General features: G+C 76.8%; 15 protein-coding genes. 4 read left to right on the plus strand and 11 right to left on the minus strand.

What is annotated here, in order from left to right:
• Positions 1 to 8: 8 nt before the first annotated feature.
• The 3 genes from AC0IVP_RS03275 to AC0IVP_RS03285 are packed head-to-tail and all read left to right on the plus strand — an operon-like array spanning position 9 to position 2,703.
• Positions 9 to 674, plus strand: coding sequence for an HAD family hydrolase (locus tag AC0IVP_RS03275; RefSeq protein ID WP_471754514.1), 666 nt, complete (start codon positions 9 to 11; stop codon positions 672 to 674).
• Positions 671 to 1,624 (plus strand): Gfo/Idh/MocA family protein, encoded by a 954-nt coding sequence (locus AC0IVP_RS03280; RefSeq protein ID WP_471754516.1) that lies wholly within the window; start codon positions 671 to 673, stop codon positions 1,622 to 1,624. The genes AC0IVP_RS03275 and AC0IVP_RS03280 overlap by 4 nt, the downstream gene beginning before the upstream one ends.
• The gene (locus AC0IVP_RS03285) at positions 1,621 to 2,703 is read left to right on the plus strand and encodes a zinc-dependent alcohol dehydrogenase (RefSeq protein ID WP_471754518.1); all 1,083 of its coding nucleotides are present in this window, start codon (positions 1,621 to 1,623) and stop codon (positions 2,701 to 2,703) included. The genes AC0IVP_RS03280 and AC0IVP_RS03285 overlap by 4 nt, the downstream gene beginning before the upstream one ends.
• Here AC0IVP_RS03285 and AC0IVP_RS03290 read toward each other — a convergent pair.
• The 9 genes from AC0IVP_RS03290 to AC0IVP_RS03330 form a co-directional block, all read right to left on the minus strand.
• Positions 2,648 to 3,865 carry a glycosyltransferase gene (locus AC0IVP_RS03290; protein WP_471754520.1) on the minus strand — a complete coding sequence of 406 codons (1,218 nt, stop codon included), beginning with the start codon at positions 3,863 to 3,865 and terminating at the stop codon, positions 2,648 to 2,650. The two genes, AC0IVP_RS03285 and AC0IVP_RS03290, sit on opposite strands and share 56 nt — an antisense overlap.
• Complete coding sequence (locus tag AC0IVP_RS03295; RefSeq protein ID WP_471754522.1) at positions 3,862 to 4,824, minus strand: glucosyl-3-phosphoglycerate synthase; 963 nt, start codon at positions 4,822 to 4,824, stop codon at positions 3,862 to 3,864. The genes AC0IVP_RS03290 and AC0IVP_RS03295 overlap by 4 nt, the downstream gene beginning before the upstream one ends.
• Before the next feature lie 149 nt (positions 4,825 to 4,973).
• Complete coding sequence (locus tag AC0IVP_RS03300; RefSeq protein WP_471754524.1) at positions 4,974 to 5,972, minus strand: glucosyl-3-phosphoglycerate synthase; 999 nt, start codon at positions 5,970 to 5,972, stop codon at positions 4,974 to 4,976.
• A 243-nt stretch (positions 5,973 to 6,215) separates the two neighbouring features.
• Positions 6,216 to 6,626 (minus strand): hypothetical protein, encoded by a 411-nt coding sequence (locus AC0IVP_RS03305; protein WP_056294430.1) that lies wholly within the window; start codon positions 6,624 to 6,626, stop codon positions 6,216 to 6,218.
• Positions 6,627 to 6,757: 131 nt separating this feature from the next.
• Positions 6,758 to 8,896, minus strand: coding sequence for a phage holin family protein (locus AC0IVP_RS03310; protein WP_471754526.1), 2,139 nt, complete (start codon positions 8,894 to 8,896; stop codon positions 6,758 to 6,760).
• Complete coding sequence (locus AC0IVP_RS03315; protein WP_471754528.1) at positions 8,893 to 9,504, minus strand: DedA family protein; 612 nt, start codon at positions 9,502 to 9,504, stop codon at positions 8,893 to 8,895. The genes AC0IVP_RS03310 and AC0IVP_RS03315 overlap by 4 nt, the downstream gene beginning before the upstream one ends.
• On the minus strand, positions 9,501 to 10,286 hold the full coding sequence (locus tag AC0IVP_RS03320; RefSeq protein ID WP_471754530.1) for an MBL fold metallo-hydrolase: 786 nt from the start codon (positions 10,284 to 10,286) through the stop codon (positions 9,501 to 9,503). Before AC0IVP_RS03320 ends, AC0IVP_RS03315 begins: the two co-directional genes overlap by 4 nt.
• Before the next feature lie 11 nt (positions 10,287 to 10,297).
• The gene (locus AC0IVP_RS03325; RefSeq protein WP_471754532.1) at positions 10,298 to 12,838 is read right to left on the minus strand and encodes a diguanylate cyclase; all 2,541 of its coding nucleotides are present in this window, start codon (positions 12,836 to 12,838) and stop codon (positions 10,298 to 10,300) included.
• Positions 12,835 to 15,627, minus strand: a complete 2,793-nt coding sequence (locus tag AC0IVP_RS03330) for a putative bifunctional diguanylate cyclase/phosphodiesterase (protein ID WP_471754534.1) — start codon at positions 15,625 to 15,627, stop codon at positions 12,835 to 12,837. Before AC0IVP_RS03330 ends, AC0IVP_RS03325 begins: the two co-directional genes overlap by 4 nt.
• 178 nt (positions 15,628 to 15,805) lie before the next feature.
• On the opposite strand from AC0IVP_RS03330, the gene AC0IVP_RS03335 reads away from it, so the two are divergent.
• Positions 15,806 to 15,964, plus strand: coding sequence for a hypothetical protein (locus AC0IVP_RS03335; protein ID WP_471754536.1), 159 nt, complete (start codon positions 15,806 to 15,808; stop codon positions 15,962 to 15,964).
• 4 nt (positions 15,965 to 15,968) lie between these two features.
• On the opposite strand, the gene AC0IVP_RS03340 is transcribed toward AC0IVP_RS03335, so the two are convergent.
• Positions 15,969 to 16,787 carry a hypothetical protein gene (locus AC0IVP_RS03340; RefSeq protein WP_471754538.1) on the minus strand — a complete coding sequence of 273 codons (819 nt, stop codon included), beginning with the start codon at positions 16,785 to 16,787 and terminating at the stop codon, positions 15,969 to 15,971.
• A gap of 269 nt (positions 16,788 to 17,056) precedes the next feature.
• Positions 17,057 to 17,977 (minus strand): hypothetical protein, encoded by a 921-nt coding sequence (locus AC0IVP_RS03345; RefSeq protein ID WP_471754540.1) that lies wholly within the window; start codon positions 17,975 to 17,977, stop codon positions 17,057 to 17,059.
• Positions 17,978 to 18,295 lie beyond the last annotated feature (318 nt).

An 18,295-nucleotide genomic window follows, 5' to 3' on the forward strand; every position in this document is an offset into this window, starting at 1 on the left:
GCGGGGGCATGGCTGCTCCCGTGATTGCCGTCCTGGACGTCGACGGCACCCTCGTCGACTCCAACTACCACCACGCCCTGGCCTGGTACCGGGCCTTCCGGTCGCTGGGGGAGACGTTCCCGGTCTGGCGGCTGCACCGCCTGATCGGCATGGGCGGGGACCAGCTGGTGGCCGCGATCGGCGGTGACGAGCTGGAGGAGCGGCTCGGCGACCGGGCCCGCGAGCGGTGGAACCAGGAGATGGAGCCGCTGCTCGGGGAGCTGTGCCCGCTGCCCGGCGCCCGGGACCTGCTGGTGGCGGTCCGGGAGCGTGGGCACCGGTTGGTGCTGGCCAGTTCCGGCAAGGCCGACCAGGTCGACCACCACCTGGACCTGCTCGACGCCCGGGACGTCGCCGAGGCCTGGACGACCAGCGACGACGTCGAGGCCTCCAAGCCGCACCCGGACCTGCTGCAGACCGCGCTGAGGAAGCTGGGCGAGCCGCAGGACGCCCCGGCGGTCGTCGTCGGTGACTCGGTGTTCGACGTGGCGGCCGCTGAGGCCGCCGGGATGCCGGCGATCGTGGTCCGGTCCGGCGGGTTCGGCGACGACGAGCTGCGCGACGCCGGGGCGATCGACCTGTTCGACACCCCGGCCGACCTGGTGGCCGCGCTGGACCGGACCCCGCTGGCATGAGCGTCCGCGTCGGTCTGGTGGGGGCGGGGGGCGTGGGCGCCCGGCACGCCCGGGTCCTGCAGGGGATGCAGGACGTCGAACTGGTCGGGATCGCCGACCCGGTCCCGGCGGCGGCGCAGGCGCTGGCGGGCGGGCTCGACGTGCCGGTGCGCACCACCGCGGAGCTCCTGGCGGCCGGGTTGGACGGCGTGTGGCTGTGCGTCCCGCCCTTCGCGCACGGCGAGCTCGAGCGCCAGGTGGTCGAGGCCGGCGTGCCCTTCTTCGTGGAGAAGCCCCTGGCCGCGGACCTCGCCGTCGCCGAGGAGGTGGCCGCGCTGGTCGCCGCCGCCGGGCTGCCCACGGCCACCGGCTACCACTGGCGGCACCTGGACACCGTCGCGACCGCCCGCGCCGGACTGGCCGGGCGCGCCCCTCGGCTGGTCGCGGCCCGCTGGTGGGGCACGACGCCGCCGCCGGCCTGGTGGAGCGACGGTGCGCGCTCGGGCGGTCAGCTGGTCGAGCAGGCCACCCACGTGCTGGACCTGGTCCGGGTGCTGGCCGGGGAGGTCGACGAGGTGGTCGGGGGCAGCGCCGTCTCGACGCGCGAGGGCCGCGACGTGCCCGACGCCACCGCCGCGGTGCTCCGGATGGCCTCCGGCGCCGTGGGGTCGGTGAGCACCTCCTGCGTGCTGCCTGTGCTCACCGCCGCCGGGCTGGAGGTGGTCGCCGACGACCTGGTCCTCCAGCTCACCGAGACCTCGCTGTCGGTGCGGACCCGGGAGGGCGAGGAGCAGCACACCCCGGCCGTCGACGCCCGGGAGGCCGTCGACCGTGCCTTCGTGGACGTGCTGGCCGGCGGGGCCGCCGCCGGGGGACTGGTCGACGTGGCCGAGGCGCTGCGCACCCACCGGCTGGCCTGGGCCCTGGCCGAGGCCACCCGCACCGGGTCGACCGTGCGGGTCGCGTCGTGATCCGCACGCTGGTCGTGCCCCGCGCCGGCGAGCTGGCCTTCGAGGACACCGAGGAACCGCCGCTGGCCGAGGGCCTGTTCCGCGCCGAGACCGCCTACACCGGGCTGTCCGCGGGCACCGAGCTGACCTGGTTCCGCGGCACGAGCCCCTGGTTCGCCGCCGGCTGGGACGGCGACCTGGGCCTCTTCGAGCGCGGTCGTCCCGCGCAGGCCTTCCCGGTCCGGCGGCTGGGGTACATGGAGGTCGCGCGGGTCACCGACAGCCGCACGTCGGTGACCGCGCCCGGCGACCTGGTGGCGATGGCCTACGGGCACGCCACGGTCGTGCACGGCGACCCGCTGGCCCAGGCCGTCGTCCCGGTGCCGGCCGACCTGGACCCGGTGCTCGGGGTCTACGTCGCCCACCTGGGCCCCATCTGCGTCAACGGCCTGCTGCACGCCGCCGCCGACGTGGGCGGCCGGGAACTCGCCGACGGCGTCCGCGGCCGGATGGTGCTGGTGACCGGCGGTGGCGCCATCGGCCTGCTCGTCGGTCTGCTGGCCCGCGTGCACGGGGCCGCCGAGGTCGTCGTGGTCGACCCCACTCCGCAGCGGCGGGCGGCCGCCGAGGCGCTGGGCCTGCAGGCCCGGGACGACACCCCCGACCTGGCGCGGGACCTGAAGACCCGGTGGCGGCACGGGCCCGCCGACCGCGGCGCCGACGTGGTCTTCCAGTGCCGCGGCACCGCGGCGGCACTGGCGACCGCGCTGCGCTGCCTGCGGCCGCAGGGCACCGTGGTGGACCTGGCGTTCTACGTCGGCGGGGCCGACGACGTCCGGCTGGGGGAGGAGTTCCACCACAACGGGCTGTCCCTGGTGTGCGCCCAGATCGGCCGGGTGCCCCGCGGGCTGGCGCACCTGTGGGACCGGCGCCGGCTGGCCACCGAGACGCTGGGCCTGCTCGCCGGGCACGGTCGGCTGGTGCGGGAGGTGCTGGTCACCGACGTCCTCCCGCTGGACGAGGCCCCCCGCGTGGTCGCCGAGCTCAGCGCGCGGGAGCGGCACGCCCTGACGGTGGTGTTCGCGGGGCCGGCAGCGTGAGCGGCCGGGTCTGCTGCGGTGCGCGGCCCAGCAGCTGCTGGTAGCGCGTCTCGTAGGCCGCTGCCATCACCGGCGGGGCGAACCGGCGACGGGCCTCCCGCGCGCACACCGCCGGGTCGATGTCGGCGACCGCGCGCAGGCCCTCGGTGAACCCGTCGACGTCGTCGGCCAGGAAGCCGGTGACCCCGTGGTCGACCAGCGTGGGCAGGCATCCCCGGGCCATCGCCACGACCGGGGTGCCGGCGGCGAGTGCCTCGCACACCGCCGTACCCCCGGGTTCCTCCCAGTCGATCGGGAACAGCGCGGCCCGGGCGCCGCCGAGCAGCTCGGCCTTCTCCTGGCCGGCCACGCTGCCCACCCAGCGCACCCGCTCGCCGTCCAGGTGCGGGCGGACGTGCTCGCAGAACCACGCGACGTCGGCGTTGTCCCGCGCCCCGCCCGGGGCGGCCAGCGCGGCGGCCAGGGCGGCCTGGTCGGGGTACGGGCCGACCGGACCGGCGAGCACCAGCGGCACGTCGGCGCGGGCGCACGCCTCGATCGCCGTCAGCGCGCCCTTCGTGGGGGTGAGCCGGGCCAGCAGCAGCGCGTAGGGCCCGCGCCGTGCCCGCGGCAACGGGGGGACGTCGGTCACCGGCACCGCCAGGGGCACGTGGCCCAGGGACTGCCGCTGCAGCAGCTCCGGGCCGCGGGCCAGCTGGCTCTCCGAGACCCCGACGTAGGCGACCCGGCCGCGGCCGTCGAAGGTGGCGTAGAAGTCGGCGTTGCGGGCGAGGTCCCAGTGCAGGGTGTGCAGCACCGGCGGTGCGCTGACGCCCATCGCGCCCAGCACCGCCGGCCCGACCACCTCGAGGTGGGTGTGCACCAGGTCGAAGGGCCGGCCGGCGCCCGCGTACCGGGCCACGGTGTCCAGGACCAGCCCGGCGTGCGCGTGCGCCACCCCGACGACCTGCGGGTAGGGACCGGGGAGGCGGGCGAACTGCCCGGTCGGGAAGGCGCTGACCCGTTCCTCGGCGGGCAGCGTGGACTCACCCACCGTGGCCAGCACGACCTCGTGGCCCCGGGCCCGCAGCTCGGTGGTGAGCGTGGCGACGACGTTCTCCAGGCCGCCGTAACCGACCGGCGGCACCGCGAGCCAGGGCCCGGCGTCCATCAGCAGCCTCATCGGCGTCGACCCGCGGCGGCCCGGACCTGGGCCATCGGTGGGCGTTCCACGACGCCGACGTCCCAGCCGACGGCCTCCAGGGCCTCGTCGGTGCGGACGAACTGGAGCAGGTCGGCCGCGGTCACCGGGGCACCCCCGGGCAGCCGGGACAGCGCGGTCTGCAGCACCTGGCCGGCCATCCGGCCCAGCGCGGCGTCGCTCTGGTGCCCGTGCCGCCGGGTGCCCAGGTCCACCTGGGCCAGCGTCCGCACCCCGGCGAGCCGGGTGAGGTCGACGAGCAGGCCGAACTCGACCCCGTAGCCGGAGACGAACGGCACCTCCTCCAGCAGCGTGCGTCGCCCGGCGTACTCCCCGCCCAGGGGCTGCACGACCCCGGCGAGCTCGGGCCACAGCGCGTTGAGCAGCGGCCGGGCCAGCAGCTCGGTCACCCGGCCGCCGCCGGTGGGGACCAGCCCCTCGGAGGTCAGCAGCGGACGGTCGTAGACGCCCTTGACGAACCCGACCGAGGGGTCCGACAGCAGCGGGCCCAGCAGCCCGGCTACGTACCCCGGGTCCACGTCGACGAGGTCGGCGTCCAGGAAGACCAGCAGGTCACCGGTGGTGGCTGCCAGCGACTTCCACAGCGCCTCGCCCTTGCCGCCCCCGGGCAGCCGGCCGAGCTCGGGCAGGACCGAGTCGACGGCGACCACCCGGGCGCCGGCGGCGGCGGCGACCCGGGCGGTGTCGTCGGTCGAGTCGCTGTCCACGACGACGATCTCGTCGACCAGCGGGATCTCCTGCTGCCAGGCCCGGCGCAGCGTCCCGACGATGGCCCCCACGGTGCGTTCCTCGTCGCGGGCCGGGAGCACCACGCTGACCGAGGTCCGCCCACGCTGCTTGGCGGCCAGCAGCTGCCGGGGGTCGTGGTCGGCCGCGCGGGTGGTGCGGTCCTCGAGGAGCGCTCGGACGTCGGCGCGCATGCACTCTCCTGCGGGTCCGGCGACGGAGCCGCCGACCTGCCGGCGTGGCTTGCCGGGACGAGCACAGTGACACACCCGCCCCGGTCCGGCACCCGGGCGGCCCTGGTGCCGGGCGACCGGGTGACCGGGCGGCCAGGGTGCCCAGCCGCTCAGCCGACCACGGCCTCCTCGGCCCAGCGCTCGGCGTACTCGCCGACGGTGACCATGGGGGGCCGCTGGTCGACCGCGACAGGGACGCTGGTGGGCACGAAGCCCGCACCGTCGTGGGCGAACTGGGTGAGCAGGCCGCCGGGCGCCCCGCGGTGCCGGTCGCTGCTGCCGCGCTTGGCGCGGGACAGCACGGTGGACACGATCTGCCCGGCCATCACGCCCAGCGCCTCGTCGCTCTGGTGGGAGTGCACGCGGGTGCCGAGGTCGACCTGGGCCAGCCCGGGCAGGCCGCACACCTGCAGCAGGTCCACCAGCAGGCCCACCTCGACGCCGTAGCCGGAGACGAAGGGCACCTGCTCCAGGGCCGAGCGCCGTCCGGCGTACTCCCCGCCCAGGGGCTGCACGAAGCCGGCGAGCTCGGGCCACAGCGCGTTGAGCAGCGGGCGGGCGGTGAGCTCGGTGACCCGGCCACCGCCGGCCGCCCGCACCTCGCCGTCGACGGTCAGCGGGCGGGTGTAGCAGCCCTTGACGTAGTCGATGCGGGGGTCGGTGAGCAGCGGGGTCAGCAGGCCGGGCACGTAGTGGCTGACGTCGTTGAGCAGGTCGGAGTCCATGAAGACCACCAGGTCGCCGGTGGTGGCGGCCAGGGACTTCCACAACGCCTCGCCCTTGCCGCGGCGCGAGCCCAGGGTGGGCAGCACGTCGGCGGTGGCGACGACGTCGGCGCCGGCGGCCCGGGCGATGGCCGCGGTGTCGTCGGTGGAGTCGGAGTCCATGACCAGCACCTCGTCGACCAGCGGCACGTCGGTCACCCAGCGGGCGACGAGGTCGCTGACCAGGCCACCGACGGTGGCCGCCTCGTTCCGGGCGGGCAGCACGACGCTCACCCGGTGCCCACCGCGGCGCTTGGCCGCGAGCAGGGCAGCGGTGTCGATCTCGGCCAACGAGGTGGCCGACGAGGTGCGGTTGTCGAACCAGGCACGGGCGTCGGGTCGCATGCCCCCACTGTCTGTCACACGTGTCGCTCCTGTCGCGCGGACGGGACCCGGTTCACGTGATCTTCACGCGGGACCCGCAGCGGTGCACACGCCCGTAACGGGCCCTGACCAGCGGTTACCTGCCGTCTGCCCGCCGTCCACCTGCAGGTGGTCGGGGTGCCGCGGAACCGGTGGCGGGGTGCGGCCGTGGCGGTGCCGGCGGTGGTGCCGGGGGTGGTGCCGAGGGTGGTGTCAGCGCTGGTGTCAGGGGTGCCGGACGGCACGGCTGCCGCCGCACGCCCAGGCGACGGCGAGGCCGGCCCGGGCCAGACCCAGCGGGTCGGTGCGGCCGGTGAGCACGCAGACGCCGGCCGCGGCGGTCAGCCCGGTCGACCGCTCCACGACGGACAGCAACCGGTCGGCGACGGCGTCCCGGTCGGCCTCGGGGACCGCCAGCACGACCGCGAGCTCGGTGGCCGACAGCCGCAGCGACCGGTCCTCGGCGCGGGTCTCCCGGCGCACGGTGCGCTCGGCCCGGTCGGCGAGCACCGGGTCCGCGGGCAGGGCGAGGAGGACCAGTGTCGCGCCGACGGGTGCGGCGGCCAGCATGCCGGTGGCGTCGGGCAGGACGGCGACCGGCGCGTGGTGCACCGGGGCGTCGTCCAGCAGCGTCATGCAGGACAGATCGGCCGGACGGGCCCGCTCCTTGAGCCGACACCCGCCCCGACCTGGCAGGACGTCGACGGCGACCCGCCGGTGGCCGTCGTGTCGGCGTCGCCGTCGTGCGGTCTCGGCGGAGGAGGGGCTCAGGCGGGGGAGGGGGCGTGCGGGTCCGGGTGGCCCAGGTCGGTGAGCCAGCCGCGGAGCACCCGGTGCAGGTGCTCGGCGCCGACGACCTCGCCGGGTGCGGCGAAGGAGGAGGGGTGCAGCAGGAACCCGTGCTGCTGGGGGCCGCCCAGTCCGCCGTGCGAGCCGACGTGCGGCTCGAAGGGGGAGGCCTCCTCGGTGGCCGGGTCGAAGCGGCTGTTGACCATCACGTCGGCGCAGTGCGGGAAGGTCGACGTCCGGGCGACGAGCCGGGCGGCGTGCTCGCCGTAGAGGGCCAGCGGGTCCTCCCCGATGACGACGCCGGAGTCCAGCCGGTGCAGCCCGTCCCGGCCCAGGACGACGGGGCCGAACTCCGCGGAGTGCACGAGCAGGAACCCCACGCCGTCGTGGTCGACGAGGGAGGGCAGCAGGTCGGGCCACTCGCGCTCGATGGTCTCCAGGGTGACCCGCCCGGGCAGGTCGGTGAAGGACACCATCGCCGTGTGGCCGCTGACCACGCAGACCACGCCGGGGGCCACCCGGGCGACCCGGCCGGGCTCACCGGTGACGTCGCGGGTCCGGTGCTCGGCGGACCCGGCGCGCTCGACCCGGTCCCGCAGCCGGCGGGCGACCAGCCCACCCCCGGAGGCGGCCTCGGCCAGCGCGGCACCCACCTGCCAGCCCTCCGCCGGACGGCGGGAGTCGGCCGGCCCGGTGAGCGGCTTGCGGCGTCCCCGGTGCCGGCGGGTCTGCGGGGCTCCGCCGCAGAGCCGGCCCACCAGCTCCTCGATCGACTCGCCGAACCGGTCCGCGAACGCCCAGCCCTGGGTCTGGCCGTGGTCGGACAGGCACACCAGGTGGTAGGGGCGGGGGGCCAGCTGGGTGGCCCGCCAGAGCCGGCCGATCTGCTGGTCGATGCTGCGCAGCACCTCGAGGGTGTCGAAGCGCTCGATGCCCGAGTGGTGCGCGACCTCGTCGTAGCCCAGGAAGTCCGCGTAGGCGACGGGGCGGCCGGCCAGCATGTCCTCGATCAGCGCGGCGACGACGACGTCCCGGGCGATGACCGTGGTCCCCGGCCGGGCCAGCGGGTAGACCCCGCCCCGGCTCACCCGGGGGACGACGTCGGCACGGCGCTGGCGGGACGCGGCGGCCAACTCGCGGGCGACGTCGACCAGGGAGACCGCCAGCGTGCGCAGCGCGTTCACCGGGTTGGCGAAGTAGGCGTAGTAGCCGGCGCCGAGCCGGTCGGACCCGCGCCGCTCCCGCCGGGCCCCCTTGGGGACCACGACGGCCAGCGAGCTCATGGTCAGCGACACGTGCCGGGCGTCGCCGGTGAACAGGTTGCCCCGGCCGGCGCCGTCCCCGGAGAGCAGGCCCCGGCCGTCGCTGTGCCGGGCCTCCACGAGGGCGGCGTCCTCGGGGTGGGAGACGGCGACGACCCGGTCGCGTTCCTTCTCGTACCAGCGGAACCCGACGATGTCGTGGTTGTCCCCGTGCAGGATCCCGCAGACGCTGGCCCCGGTCTGGGAACTCCAGTCGGTGTGCCAGGAGGTCAGCACGTGGCTGTCGGCGCGCAGCCAGGCGGCCAGGGTGGGCATCGACCCGTCCCGCACGGCGCGCTGAGCGACCTGGTGCCCCAGCCCGTCGATCTGCAGGAAGAGCACCCCGGGGACGTCGTCCTCCGGGGCGCCGGTGGCCTTGCGGCGGGCCCGGCGGAAGAACAGCTCGTCCTCGTCCAGGGCCAGCGCGGAGCTGATCAGCGCGGCGACCCCGGCCATCACCACGGCCACCACGACGGAGGTCCGGAAGGAGGTCACGGTGACCCCGGGGATGGCGTAGAAGACGCCCAGGACGCCGGCGCCGAGCACCAGGAAGCCGCCCAGGCCCAGGGTGAAGAAGGCGATCGGCAGCGCGACCCGCATGAGCAGCGGCCACACGACACCGGCCAGCACGCCCAGCAGCAGCGCGGCCACCGGTGGCTGCCACCAGGCGTGCATGGCGAAGCCGGTGAGCCAGCGGTCCAGCAGCAGCAGGGCCGCCGTCGTCAGCGCCCAGACCAGCAGGACCCGGGTGACCAGCCGGCCGCCGGTCAGCACCCGCCGGGCGGGTGGGCGGTGCGGGACGTACCTCGTGCTCACGGTCGGGGGGCCTGCTTCTTCTCCTCGCGGCGCCGGGAGGCGACCAGGTTGCCGACCAGGCCGACGACGAGGACCAGCCCGGTCGCGACGAGGGTGGCCACCAGCGGGTTGTCGAAGACCCCGCCGCTGACGACGCCGAGCAGGGCGTAAGCCACTGCCCAGAGGAACGCGGCGCCCAGCGAGGCCGGGAGCAGCCGCTTCCACGGGTAGGCCAGGGTGCCGGCGGCCAGCAGGACCGGGATCCGGCCGGCCGGCAGCAGCCGGCCGACGACGACGATCTGCCAGCCGTGCCGGGCGAACTGGCCGCGGACCTCCTCCAGCCGGTCGGCGTGCTGCCCGCGGGAGACCCAGCGGACCGCGGCGGGGCCGCCGGACCTGGCGACGGCGAAGGTGACCACGTCGCCGAGGAAGGCGCCGAGGGTGGCCAGCAGCAGCACCAGGGCGATGTCGAGCCGGTCGGTGGTCATCGCCACCGCTGCGGCCACCGACAGCAGTGGACCGGTCGGCACCACCGGCACGACCGAGCCCAGCAGGACCCCGCCGAAGAGCACCGGGTACCCGACGCTGCTGCCGTCGGTCCAGCCCGAGGCCAGCACCGCGACGCTCACGCCGCCTCCTCCAGCCGGACCCGGGTGCCGGGCGCCGTCACGAGCACCCGGGTGGGCAGGTCGGCGGCCGCGACGGCGGCGGCGAACTCGCGCGGGGGGTCGACCAGCAGTCGTCTCATCAGCGGGCCCACCCGCGGCAGTGTCGTCGTCCCCACGGCGGCCAGGGTGCCCCAGTGCACCGGGACGGCGACGCGCGGGCGGAGCAACGCGCAGGCCAGGGCTGCGGCGGCGGGGTCCATGTGGCCGGGGCCCAGCGAGGTGCCCCAGCCCCAGACCGGGAGCAGCGCGACGTCCAGCGGGGGGAGGTCGCGCATGCCGGGGAAGACGTCGGTGTCCCCGGCGGCGTAGACGCACCGGCCGTCGCCGGCGACCAGGTGCCCCATCGCGACGGCGTCCGGGCCGTGGGTGGAGCGGGGGCCCCAGCGGTGCCCGCTGTGCCGGGCCGGCACGCCGGTGACGGTGAGCGCGCCCTCGGACACCGACTCCCCGGGGGCCAGCTCGGACACCGCGGTGAAGCCCCGGGCCCGCAGCCAGGCCCCGCCCCCGCGCGGGACGACGATGCGGGTGCCGCGACCCAGCCGGCGCAGCGAGGGCAGGTGAAGGTGGTCCCCGTGCAGGTGGCTGATCAGCACCAGGTCGACGTCGGCCCAGGTGGCCGGGTCCAGCGGGGGCACCACGCGGCGCAGCGGCCCCACGCCGCCGGTGAGCAGCGGGTCGGTGAGCACCACCTGCCCGGCCAGCTCGACGCGGACCGTCGAGTGGCCGAGGAAGGTCAGGTGCACGGCGCTCAGTATCAGCGCAGCGCGGGCTCGCCGGCCGGAACGCGCAGCAGCTCCGCGACCTCCTCGATGGGCACAAGCTGCGGCGTCGCCCGGCTGCGGACCATCTGGACACCGGCGTCCAGGACGCCGTCCAGCAGCGGACCCGGCTCGACGCCGTGCGCCACCACCATCAGCCCGAAGGCCTCCGCGTTGGCCGTGATGGCCCGCACGACCCGCAGGGTGTGCTCGTCGTCCCCACGGCCGCCGAGGGCCGAGACGTCGATGCGGATCGAGTTCAGCGGGATGCGGGACAGGTGCGAGACCAGGGTGCGGCCCATGCCGTAGTCGTCCAGGCAGATCCGGACCCCGGCGGCGTGCAGCTCGTGCAGCACCCCGGGCAGCGCGGCGGGCGCGGTGAGCAGGGCGTCCTCGGTCAGCGCCAGGCACAGCCGGTGCGCGGGGAGGTCCGCGGTCACCAGCGCCGTCGCGACGTCGTCGGCGAGCTGGTCCACCTGGACGTGCCCGGCCGGGAGGTCGATGGCCAGCGCCAGCTGCCGCGGCAGGCCGACCGCGTGCGCGGTGGCGGTGGCGAGCACCCAGCGCTGCAGCAGGGCGTCCTGGCCCTGCCGCCCGGCGGCCGCCCACAGCTCGGCCGCGGGCAGCAGCCCGGCCGTGCGGTGCTGCCAGACCGGGACGGCGTGCAGCGAGCGCAGCGGCTCCCCGGTCGTGCCGGCCAGGGTGTAGCGCAGCTGGACGTGCCCCTCGGCCAGGGCGGTGGCGACGTCGGAGTCGGCGACCTGGGCGCCCCGGCCGTCGTCCCAGACGCGCAGGCAGCCCTTGCCGGCCTGTTTGGCTGCGCGCAGCGCGGCGTCGGCCTCGCGGAAGGCCAGCTGGCCGCTGCCCGGGCGCAGCTGCGACACCCCGACGCTGGCCCCGATGGCGAAGGTCCACTCGGCCGTGCGGTGCGGGAGCGCGAGGACGTCGACGATCCGCTGGGCGGCCTCGACGGCCTCGCTGAGGGTGCCCTCGACCAGGACGGCGAACTCGTCGCCCCCCAGCCGGGTCACCACGTCCTGCTCGCGGACGACGGTGCGCAGCCGGCCGGCCACCTCGACCAGCAGGTGGTCACCGGCCTCGTGCCCGGCCTCGTCGTTGACGGCCTTGAACCCGTCGAGGTCGAGCACCAGCAGGCAGCGTTCGGTGGTCCCGCCGGCCATCTGCTGGAACAGCATCGCCCGGTTGGGCAGTCGGGTCAGGTGGTCGGTGTAGGCCATCCGCTCCAGCTCGCGCTCCCGGCGGCGGCGGGTGGTGACGTCGCGCAGCTGCAGGACCCGGCGGTCCCCGGCGGCGCGGTCGTGGTGGGTGACCTCGAGGTCGGTGGGCTCGCCGTCGGCGTCGGTGACGCGGAAGTGCAGCACGGCGCCGGCGGTCAGCGCCGCCCCGACCCGCTGGTGGTCCTCGGCGTCGACCCGGTCCAGCAGCGACCCCGACAGCGGGCCCTCGGCGGGCAGGCCGAGCAGGTGGCGGGCGGCGCGGGAGGCGAACTGCAGCCGGTGGTCGCCGTCGACGATGGCGACCCCGTCGGAGGAGGACTCGACCAGCTCGCGGAAGTCCTCCTCGGTGCGCACCAGGTCCTCGATGAGGCGACCGCTGTCCCGGATCCGCAGGGTGTTGCGCAGCAGCAGCAGCACGACGACGCCCGCGGTGCCGACGACCGCCGCGGCCGACAGCGGCTGCCCGCGCAACACGGCCGCGACCAGCACCACCGGCAGCCCCACGGTGGCCCCGACGGTGATCGCCAGGCCGAGGAAGTTGACCCGAGGGGCGCCGGCGCGCGGGTCCTCGTGCCGGCTGCAGGACAGCGGCGAGGACGTGATCGCCAGGACCGAGGCCTCCAGCGCCAGGACCACCGCGACGTCCCCGACGGCCTGCCAGGCCTGGGAGGGGTCGGCGATGCCCAGCGCGAGCATCACCGTGGCCAGCGCGATCAGCGAGGTCGAGGCGATCATCGCCGTCGCCGACCGGCGCAGGGCGCGGGTGGACACGGTGCACAGCGCCCCCGCGGTGCCGACGGCGACCGCGGCGTACACGCCGTAGGCGGCCGCCAGCGGGGTGACGTCGGCGGCGGGGGAGAAGACCAGCACGTCGCTGACCACCAGCAGCGAGGCGGTGACCATCGCGCCGTCGACGAGCAGGGCCGGCCAGCGGGTGCTGCGCACCTGGCTGGCCAGCAGCCCGCAGACCAGCGGGGGGATGCAGACGGCCGGGAGCAGCAGCACGTCCCCGACGCCGACCTCGCCGAACGCGGGGGTGAGCCCGGTCCCGGTGAGCAGGCTGGCCGCGGCGAACAGGGAGCCACAGACGGCCATCAGCCGCCAGGGCACCAGGGTGCGGCGGTCCATGCCGCGGGTGGCCCGGGAGGCGCGCACCGCGGCGGCGGTGCCGACGACGCCCAGCACCAGGTTGTCCCACTGCCGGCCGCTGCCGTCGGGCGCCGACAGCGGCACGGCGACGACCAGGGCCAGCAGGGCCAGGAGCAGGCTGACCGCCCCCGCGGTCGACACCCGCCTCACGACGGGCTCCCGCCGGGCAGGGCGAGGACGCCGTCCAGCCGGGCGGTCAGGTCGGCGGCCTCGATGGGGCGGGCCAGCAGGAAGCCCTGCACGAAGCGGTGGCCCATGTCGCGCAGCAGCTGCAGCTCGGCGGTGGTCTCCACGCCCTCGACGACGACGTCCATCCCCAGGCTGCTGCCCAGGTGCAGGACCGAGCGGCACAGCGCCCGCCGCTGCGGGTCGACCTCGATCTGGGCGAGGAACTGGCGGTCCATCTTGAGCACGTCGATCGGCAGCCCGACCAGGTAGGCCAGCGAGGACCAGCCGGTGCCGAAGTCGTCCACCGCGATCCGGACGCCCAGCCGGCGCAGGGCCAGCAGCTCGTCGGTGACGTGGGTGGCGTCCAGCAGCACCGACTCGGTGAGCTCGAGGGTGAGCCGGGAGGCGGGCAGCCCGCTGGCCGCCAGCGCGTCCAGGACGTCGGTGAGCAGCTCTCCGCTGCGGACGTGCCGGGCCGAGACGTTGACCGCGACGGCCAGCGACGAGCCGGGCAGCGCGGCGACGGTCGCCGTGGCGGTGCGCAGCACCCAGCGACCCAGCGTCACCACCAGCGAGGACTCCTCGGCCAGTGGCACGAACTCCGCGGGGGACACCGCACCCCAGGTGGGGTGCTGCCAGCGCAGCAGGGCCTCGACGGAACCGGTGCGGTGCAGTGCCAGGTCCACGACGGGTTGGTAGACCAGCCGCAGCTCGTCGCGGTCCAGCGCACCGGCCAGGTCGTGGCGCAGGGCGTCCCGCCGGTTCTGCGCGATGAGCAGGGCCACCGAGTGCCGGCGGACCCGGCCCGGTCCGGCGGCGCGGGCGCTCACCATGGCCACGTCGGCGCGGCGCAGTGCCTCACCGGCGTCGGTGTCGCCGTCCAGCGGGATGACGCCGGCCGAGGCCGACACCCGCAGCCCGGCGACGGGGTGGTCGGCGTCGACGGTGGCGGTGAGCCGGTTGGCGACGGTCTCGGCGTCCGCGACGCTGCCGGTGACGACGACGGCGAACTCGGCGGGCCCGGACCGGACCAGCCAGTCGTCGCCGCGGAGCACCCGGGAGAAGCGGCCGGCCAGCTCGACCAGGACCGCCGGGGGTGCCTCGTCCCCCGCGCTGCCGTCGGGCAGGCCGGTCAGCCCGACCATCACCAGGGAGTTCGCCGTCCCGGGGGCGCGGAGCAGGTGGGCCAGTCGCTGCACCAGCGCGGCCCGGTTGGGCAGGCCGGTGACCGGGTCGGTGGTGGCGACCAGCGGGCGGTCGGTGTCGTCGGGGGTGACGGCCTCCCGGGTGACGTCGCGGCAGTGCAGCACCAGCGCGCCCACGTCGGGGTCCTCCCGCAGGTCCCGGATCCGGACCTGGATCAGCCGCCAGCCACCGTCGGTGTGGCGGAGGCGGGCGGTGCGGGTGCGGCCCTCGGCGGTCTCGTCGCGGTCGGTCGCGCTCAGGGCGGTGACCAGTCCGGGGGCGTCGTCGGGGTGGACGGTGGCGGTGAGCTCCTGGCCCACGGTGCGGCCGGGGTCGAGCCCGAGCAGGTCGGTGAGGGCGCTGGAGGACCAGGTCACCCGGAGCCGGTCGTCCAGGATGACGACCGGGTCGACGCTGGAGCGGACCAGCGTGCGGAAGTAGGCCTCGCTGCGCTGCAGCCTGTCCGTCAGGGCCTGCTGGTCGCGCCAGGACACCGCCTGGTGGACGACGAGCAGCACCAGACCCAGGACGCCGAGGCTGAGCCCGACCCGGTCGACGGTGCCGGTGCTGACCACGGTCAGCAGCAGCAGCGAGCCGCCGGCCAGGGCGGTGAGGTGCGGCAGCAGCGCGCTCAGCGGCGACCGCAGCGCGTCGCTGCCCCGCTCGGGCAGCGGCGCGCGGTCGCTGCGGGCGGCCAGCAGCAGGAAGCCAGCGCCCAGCACGCCGGCCACCGAGGTGACCGGGTGCGGGGTCTGGCTGTCCGGGGACAGGACGGGCAGCAGGGCGCCCAGGGCGCTGGCCAGGGCGTTGGCGAGCTGGCCGGCGAGGGCGAGCAGCGCGGTGCGGCGCTGCGGCCCGGCGCTGCTGGTGACGACGAGCAGGCTGGCGCCGGTGGTGAGCGCCAGCGTCGAGCCGAGGGCGTAGAGGGTGACCCCGCGCATGGTGCCCACGTCGATGCCGCCGCCGGTGACCAGGATGAAGAGGGTCAGCAGGCACAGCAGGCAGGCGATGACGAACAGCGACAGCGAGCTGACCAGCTGGGCCCGCACGCCTGCCCAGGTGCCGCGCGGGATGAGCAGGCCCAGGGGCACCAGCGCGAGCAGCATCCCCGGCAGGGCGCCGAACGTCGGGGGGACGGCGTCCCCGGCGACCAGCTGGACCGTCGCGGACCCGAGCAGGGCCGCGATCGTGGTGCCGGCGTACCAGCGCCAGACCGCCGGTCGGACGCTGTCCGAGGCGGCGTGGACGGTGGCCAGGGAGGCGCCGGCGATGCCGCCGAGGGTCAGGACCAGGAGGACGGTGTGCCCGAGCCGGCCGGGCAGCACGCCGGTCACCACGGCGGCGGCGGCGGCGAGCAGCAGGAGGAGGACCACCGGCCGGGTGGGGGTCGACGGGGTGCGGCCCACCCGGGACGGGTCGCCGGTCGGGATGACGAGGCCGGGCCGGCCGGTGGCCGGCCCGGTGGGCCCGTCGGCCGCGGTCGACGACGAGGCCTCGATCTGGCTCGCGATCTGGCCGGCGACCTGGGCCGGGGTCCGTGGCGGGACCCCGACGGACGCCGAGGCTGCGGGCGGTCCGGTCGTCACACACCCACTCTCGGTCGTCCGGCGCGCCAGGTGGAGCGCCGGGGGTCCACTGTCACCCGATGGGGGAACGCAGGGTCACCTTCTGATCACGCGTTTGGGCGCGCCTCGCTCTGGGGACCAGGTCCCGGACCTACCGTGGCCCGGCACCTCTCCCCGTCCCCGTGATCAGCGAGGTCCGATGATCTGGCTCTGGCTCGGCCTCTCCTGGCTCGTCGTCGCCTGCCTGGCCGGTCTCTGGCTGGGCGCGGCGCTCCGCGTCGCGGACCGGACGACGTCCCTTGCCGACGAGGTCGAGGCCTGGATGCGCCGCGAGACCTCGGAGCGGCTGACCCGCTGACCCGCTAGGCCGCCGGGCACTCCTCCGCGCACCCGCTGTCCGGCTGGCCGGCTGCGGCGTCCTCCGGCGGGGTGGCCGCCGCGTCGCTGGCAGCCGACTCCGCCGGGACGGGTCCGGGCGGGACGACGACCGCGCCGGGCTGGACGGCTGCGCCCGAGGCGGTCGACGTGGCCCGGGACGGGGTCCCTGTGTCGCCGGGGTCGACGGTGGCACCGGGGTCCACGACCACGGTCGTGTCGGGTGCTCCCGGTGCCGTCGGGGTGGCCTCGACGGGGACGTCGCCCGGGGCCGACGGCACGGTGGTCGACGGCGCTCCTGGGGAGACCTCCGTCCGGTCCGCCGCCACCCCGGCGCCGACCTGCTGGGCCGGTGCCACGTCGGCGGGCGCCGGGGCCGTGCCGTCCTGCTCGCTGGTCTCGGCGGCGGTCTCCACCGGGGTGCCCCGGTCGTCCAGGGCGTCGTGCACGAGCACGGCCAGCGGGATGGCTGCGAAGCTGCCGACCCAGATCGCCAGCGCGACGGGCAGCCAGCGGAGGTCACGGCGGCGGGCACCCCGGCGGCGGGGACGCTGCCGGCGGGGACCGGCCGTCGGCGGGCGGCGGGTGCCCGGTCGGGACGGCGGACCGGTGGGCCGTCCGGCCGCGGGGGCCTGGGCCTGGGCCGCGGCCTGGGCCTGGGCCCCGCCCTCGGCGGGGCCGGCGGTGCGGGCGACGGCCCGCCGGGCGCCGGTCCCGGGAACGGGCGGCAGCTCGCCGGACCGGGGTGCGGTGCCCGTGGGGGGAGCGGCGTGCCGCCCCGGACGACCGGCGCCGGTGTGTGCCACCCCGATCGCCCCGTCGCGTACGCGTGCTCGTTCGTCCACGGTCCCCGTTCCCCCCTCGCGGATCTGCGAGCACGGAACGTAGCCAGGCGACTGCACCTCGGGCCAGTCCGCGTCGGCGTGTTCGACGCAACCCGCCGGGACACGCACACACATCGCCACACGTGTTCGTCAGATCACGCCGAGTGGGGCACGGATCGTCGATCCGTGCCCCGGCCGCGCCCGGCCGGCCGGCCAGTCGGGCGGTCGGTCAGGCGGTCGGGCGGTCGGGCTCAGCCGACGGGGGACGCCTCGGGCCCGGTGGGCGTGGTCACCGGTGGGCCCGGGTCGGGCACGGGCGTGCCGGTGCCGCCACCGTCGGGGGTCGTGCTGCCGCCACCGTCGGGGGTCGTGCCGCCCGGGTCGGTGGCCGTGCCCCCGGTGCCGGTGCCGGTGCCGGTGCCGCTGCCGCTGTTCGTGCCGGTGCCGGTGCCGGTGCCGGTGCTGGTGTCCGGGGCCGCCGGGGTCTGGGCCGGGGGCACCGCGACCGACGGGGCCTCCTGGGTGACGCTGCCGGGGCGGGCGACCGGCGCCGGCGCGGGCGCGGAGGACGACGTCCGCCCGGAGCCCGTCTGGGACTGGCTGGACCCGGACCCGGGTGTGCCGGGGGTGATGTCGATGGTGCTCATCGGCGGCGTCGGCAGCGGGGCCACGCTGCTCGTCGCCGGCGCCGGTGCCGTTGTCGGGACGGCCTCGGTCCGGGCCGCCTCGTCGGTGGCGGCGCCGGCGGCCTCGCCCGGGGTGAAGCCGGTGGTGAGCACGACGGCGGCGACGATCCCGAGGACGGCGACGCCGACCCCGGCCGGCACCCAGCGGCGGTGGGACGGGCGGGTGACCAGCACCCGGTGCGGGTCGCCGGAGGACAGCTCGTCGTCCTCGTCGTGGTCGCCGTGGTCGTCGTGGTCGACCGCCGGGCCGACCGCCGGGCCGACCGCCGGGCCGACCGCGGCGTGCCGCCCGGTGTCCGCGACCGCCGGCCAGCTGCCCGTCTCCGGGCCGGCGGACCAGCTGCCCGTCCAGGCCACCCGGTCGAGGGCCGCCTCGACCTCGCCGGTGAGGTCGGCGTGCCGGCCGGAGTCCACGATCGGGTGCGGCGTGCCGGCGGACGGGTCCGGGCCGTCGGCGTCCGGGTCGTCCAGGACGGGGAGGTGCACCGAGGTCTCGTCGTCGGAGGCCTCGATCGCGGCGTGCCGACCGCTGTCCCCGGGGCGCGGCGTGTCGAGCGTGTCGAGCGACCGGCGGCCGACCGGCGGGACCGGCGGGAGGCCGCGTCGTGGCGTCGGTTCGTGTCCTGACATCGCCGTGCGCCCCCATGTGTGCGTCCGGGCACCGCTCACCCGGGCGAGGGGATGGTGACAGTCCGGAGCCGGTCGAGTACAGAGGTGACAGCGTGTCGGCCCGCGACTCGCCCCGCCCGTCCCACCGCCGCTGGGTGCCGGCCGGGGTCGGCGTCGCCGTCCTCGGGATCGTCG

The organism is Klenkia sp. AC732 (assembly GCF_979256525.1).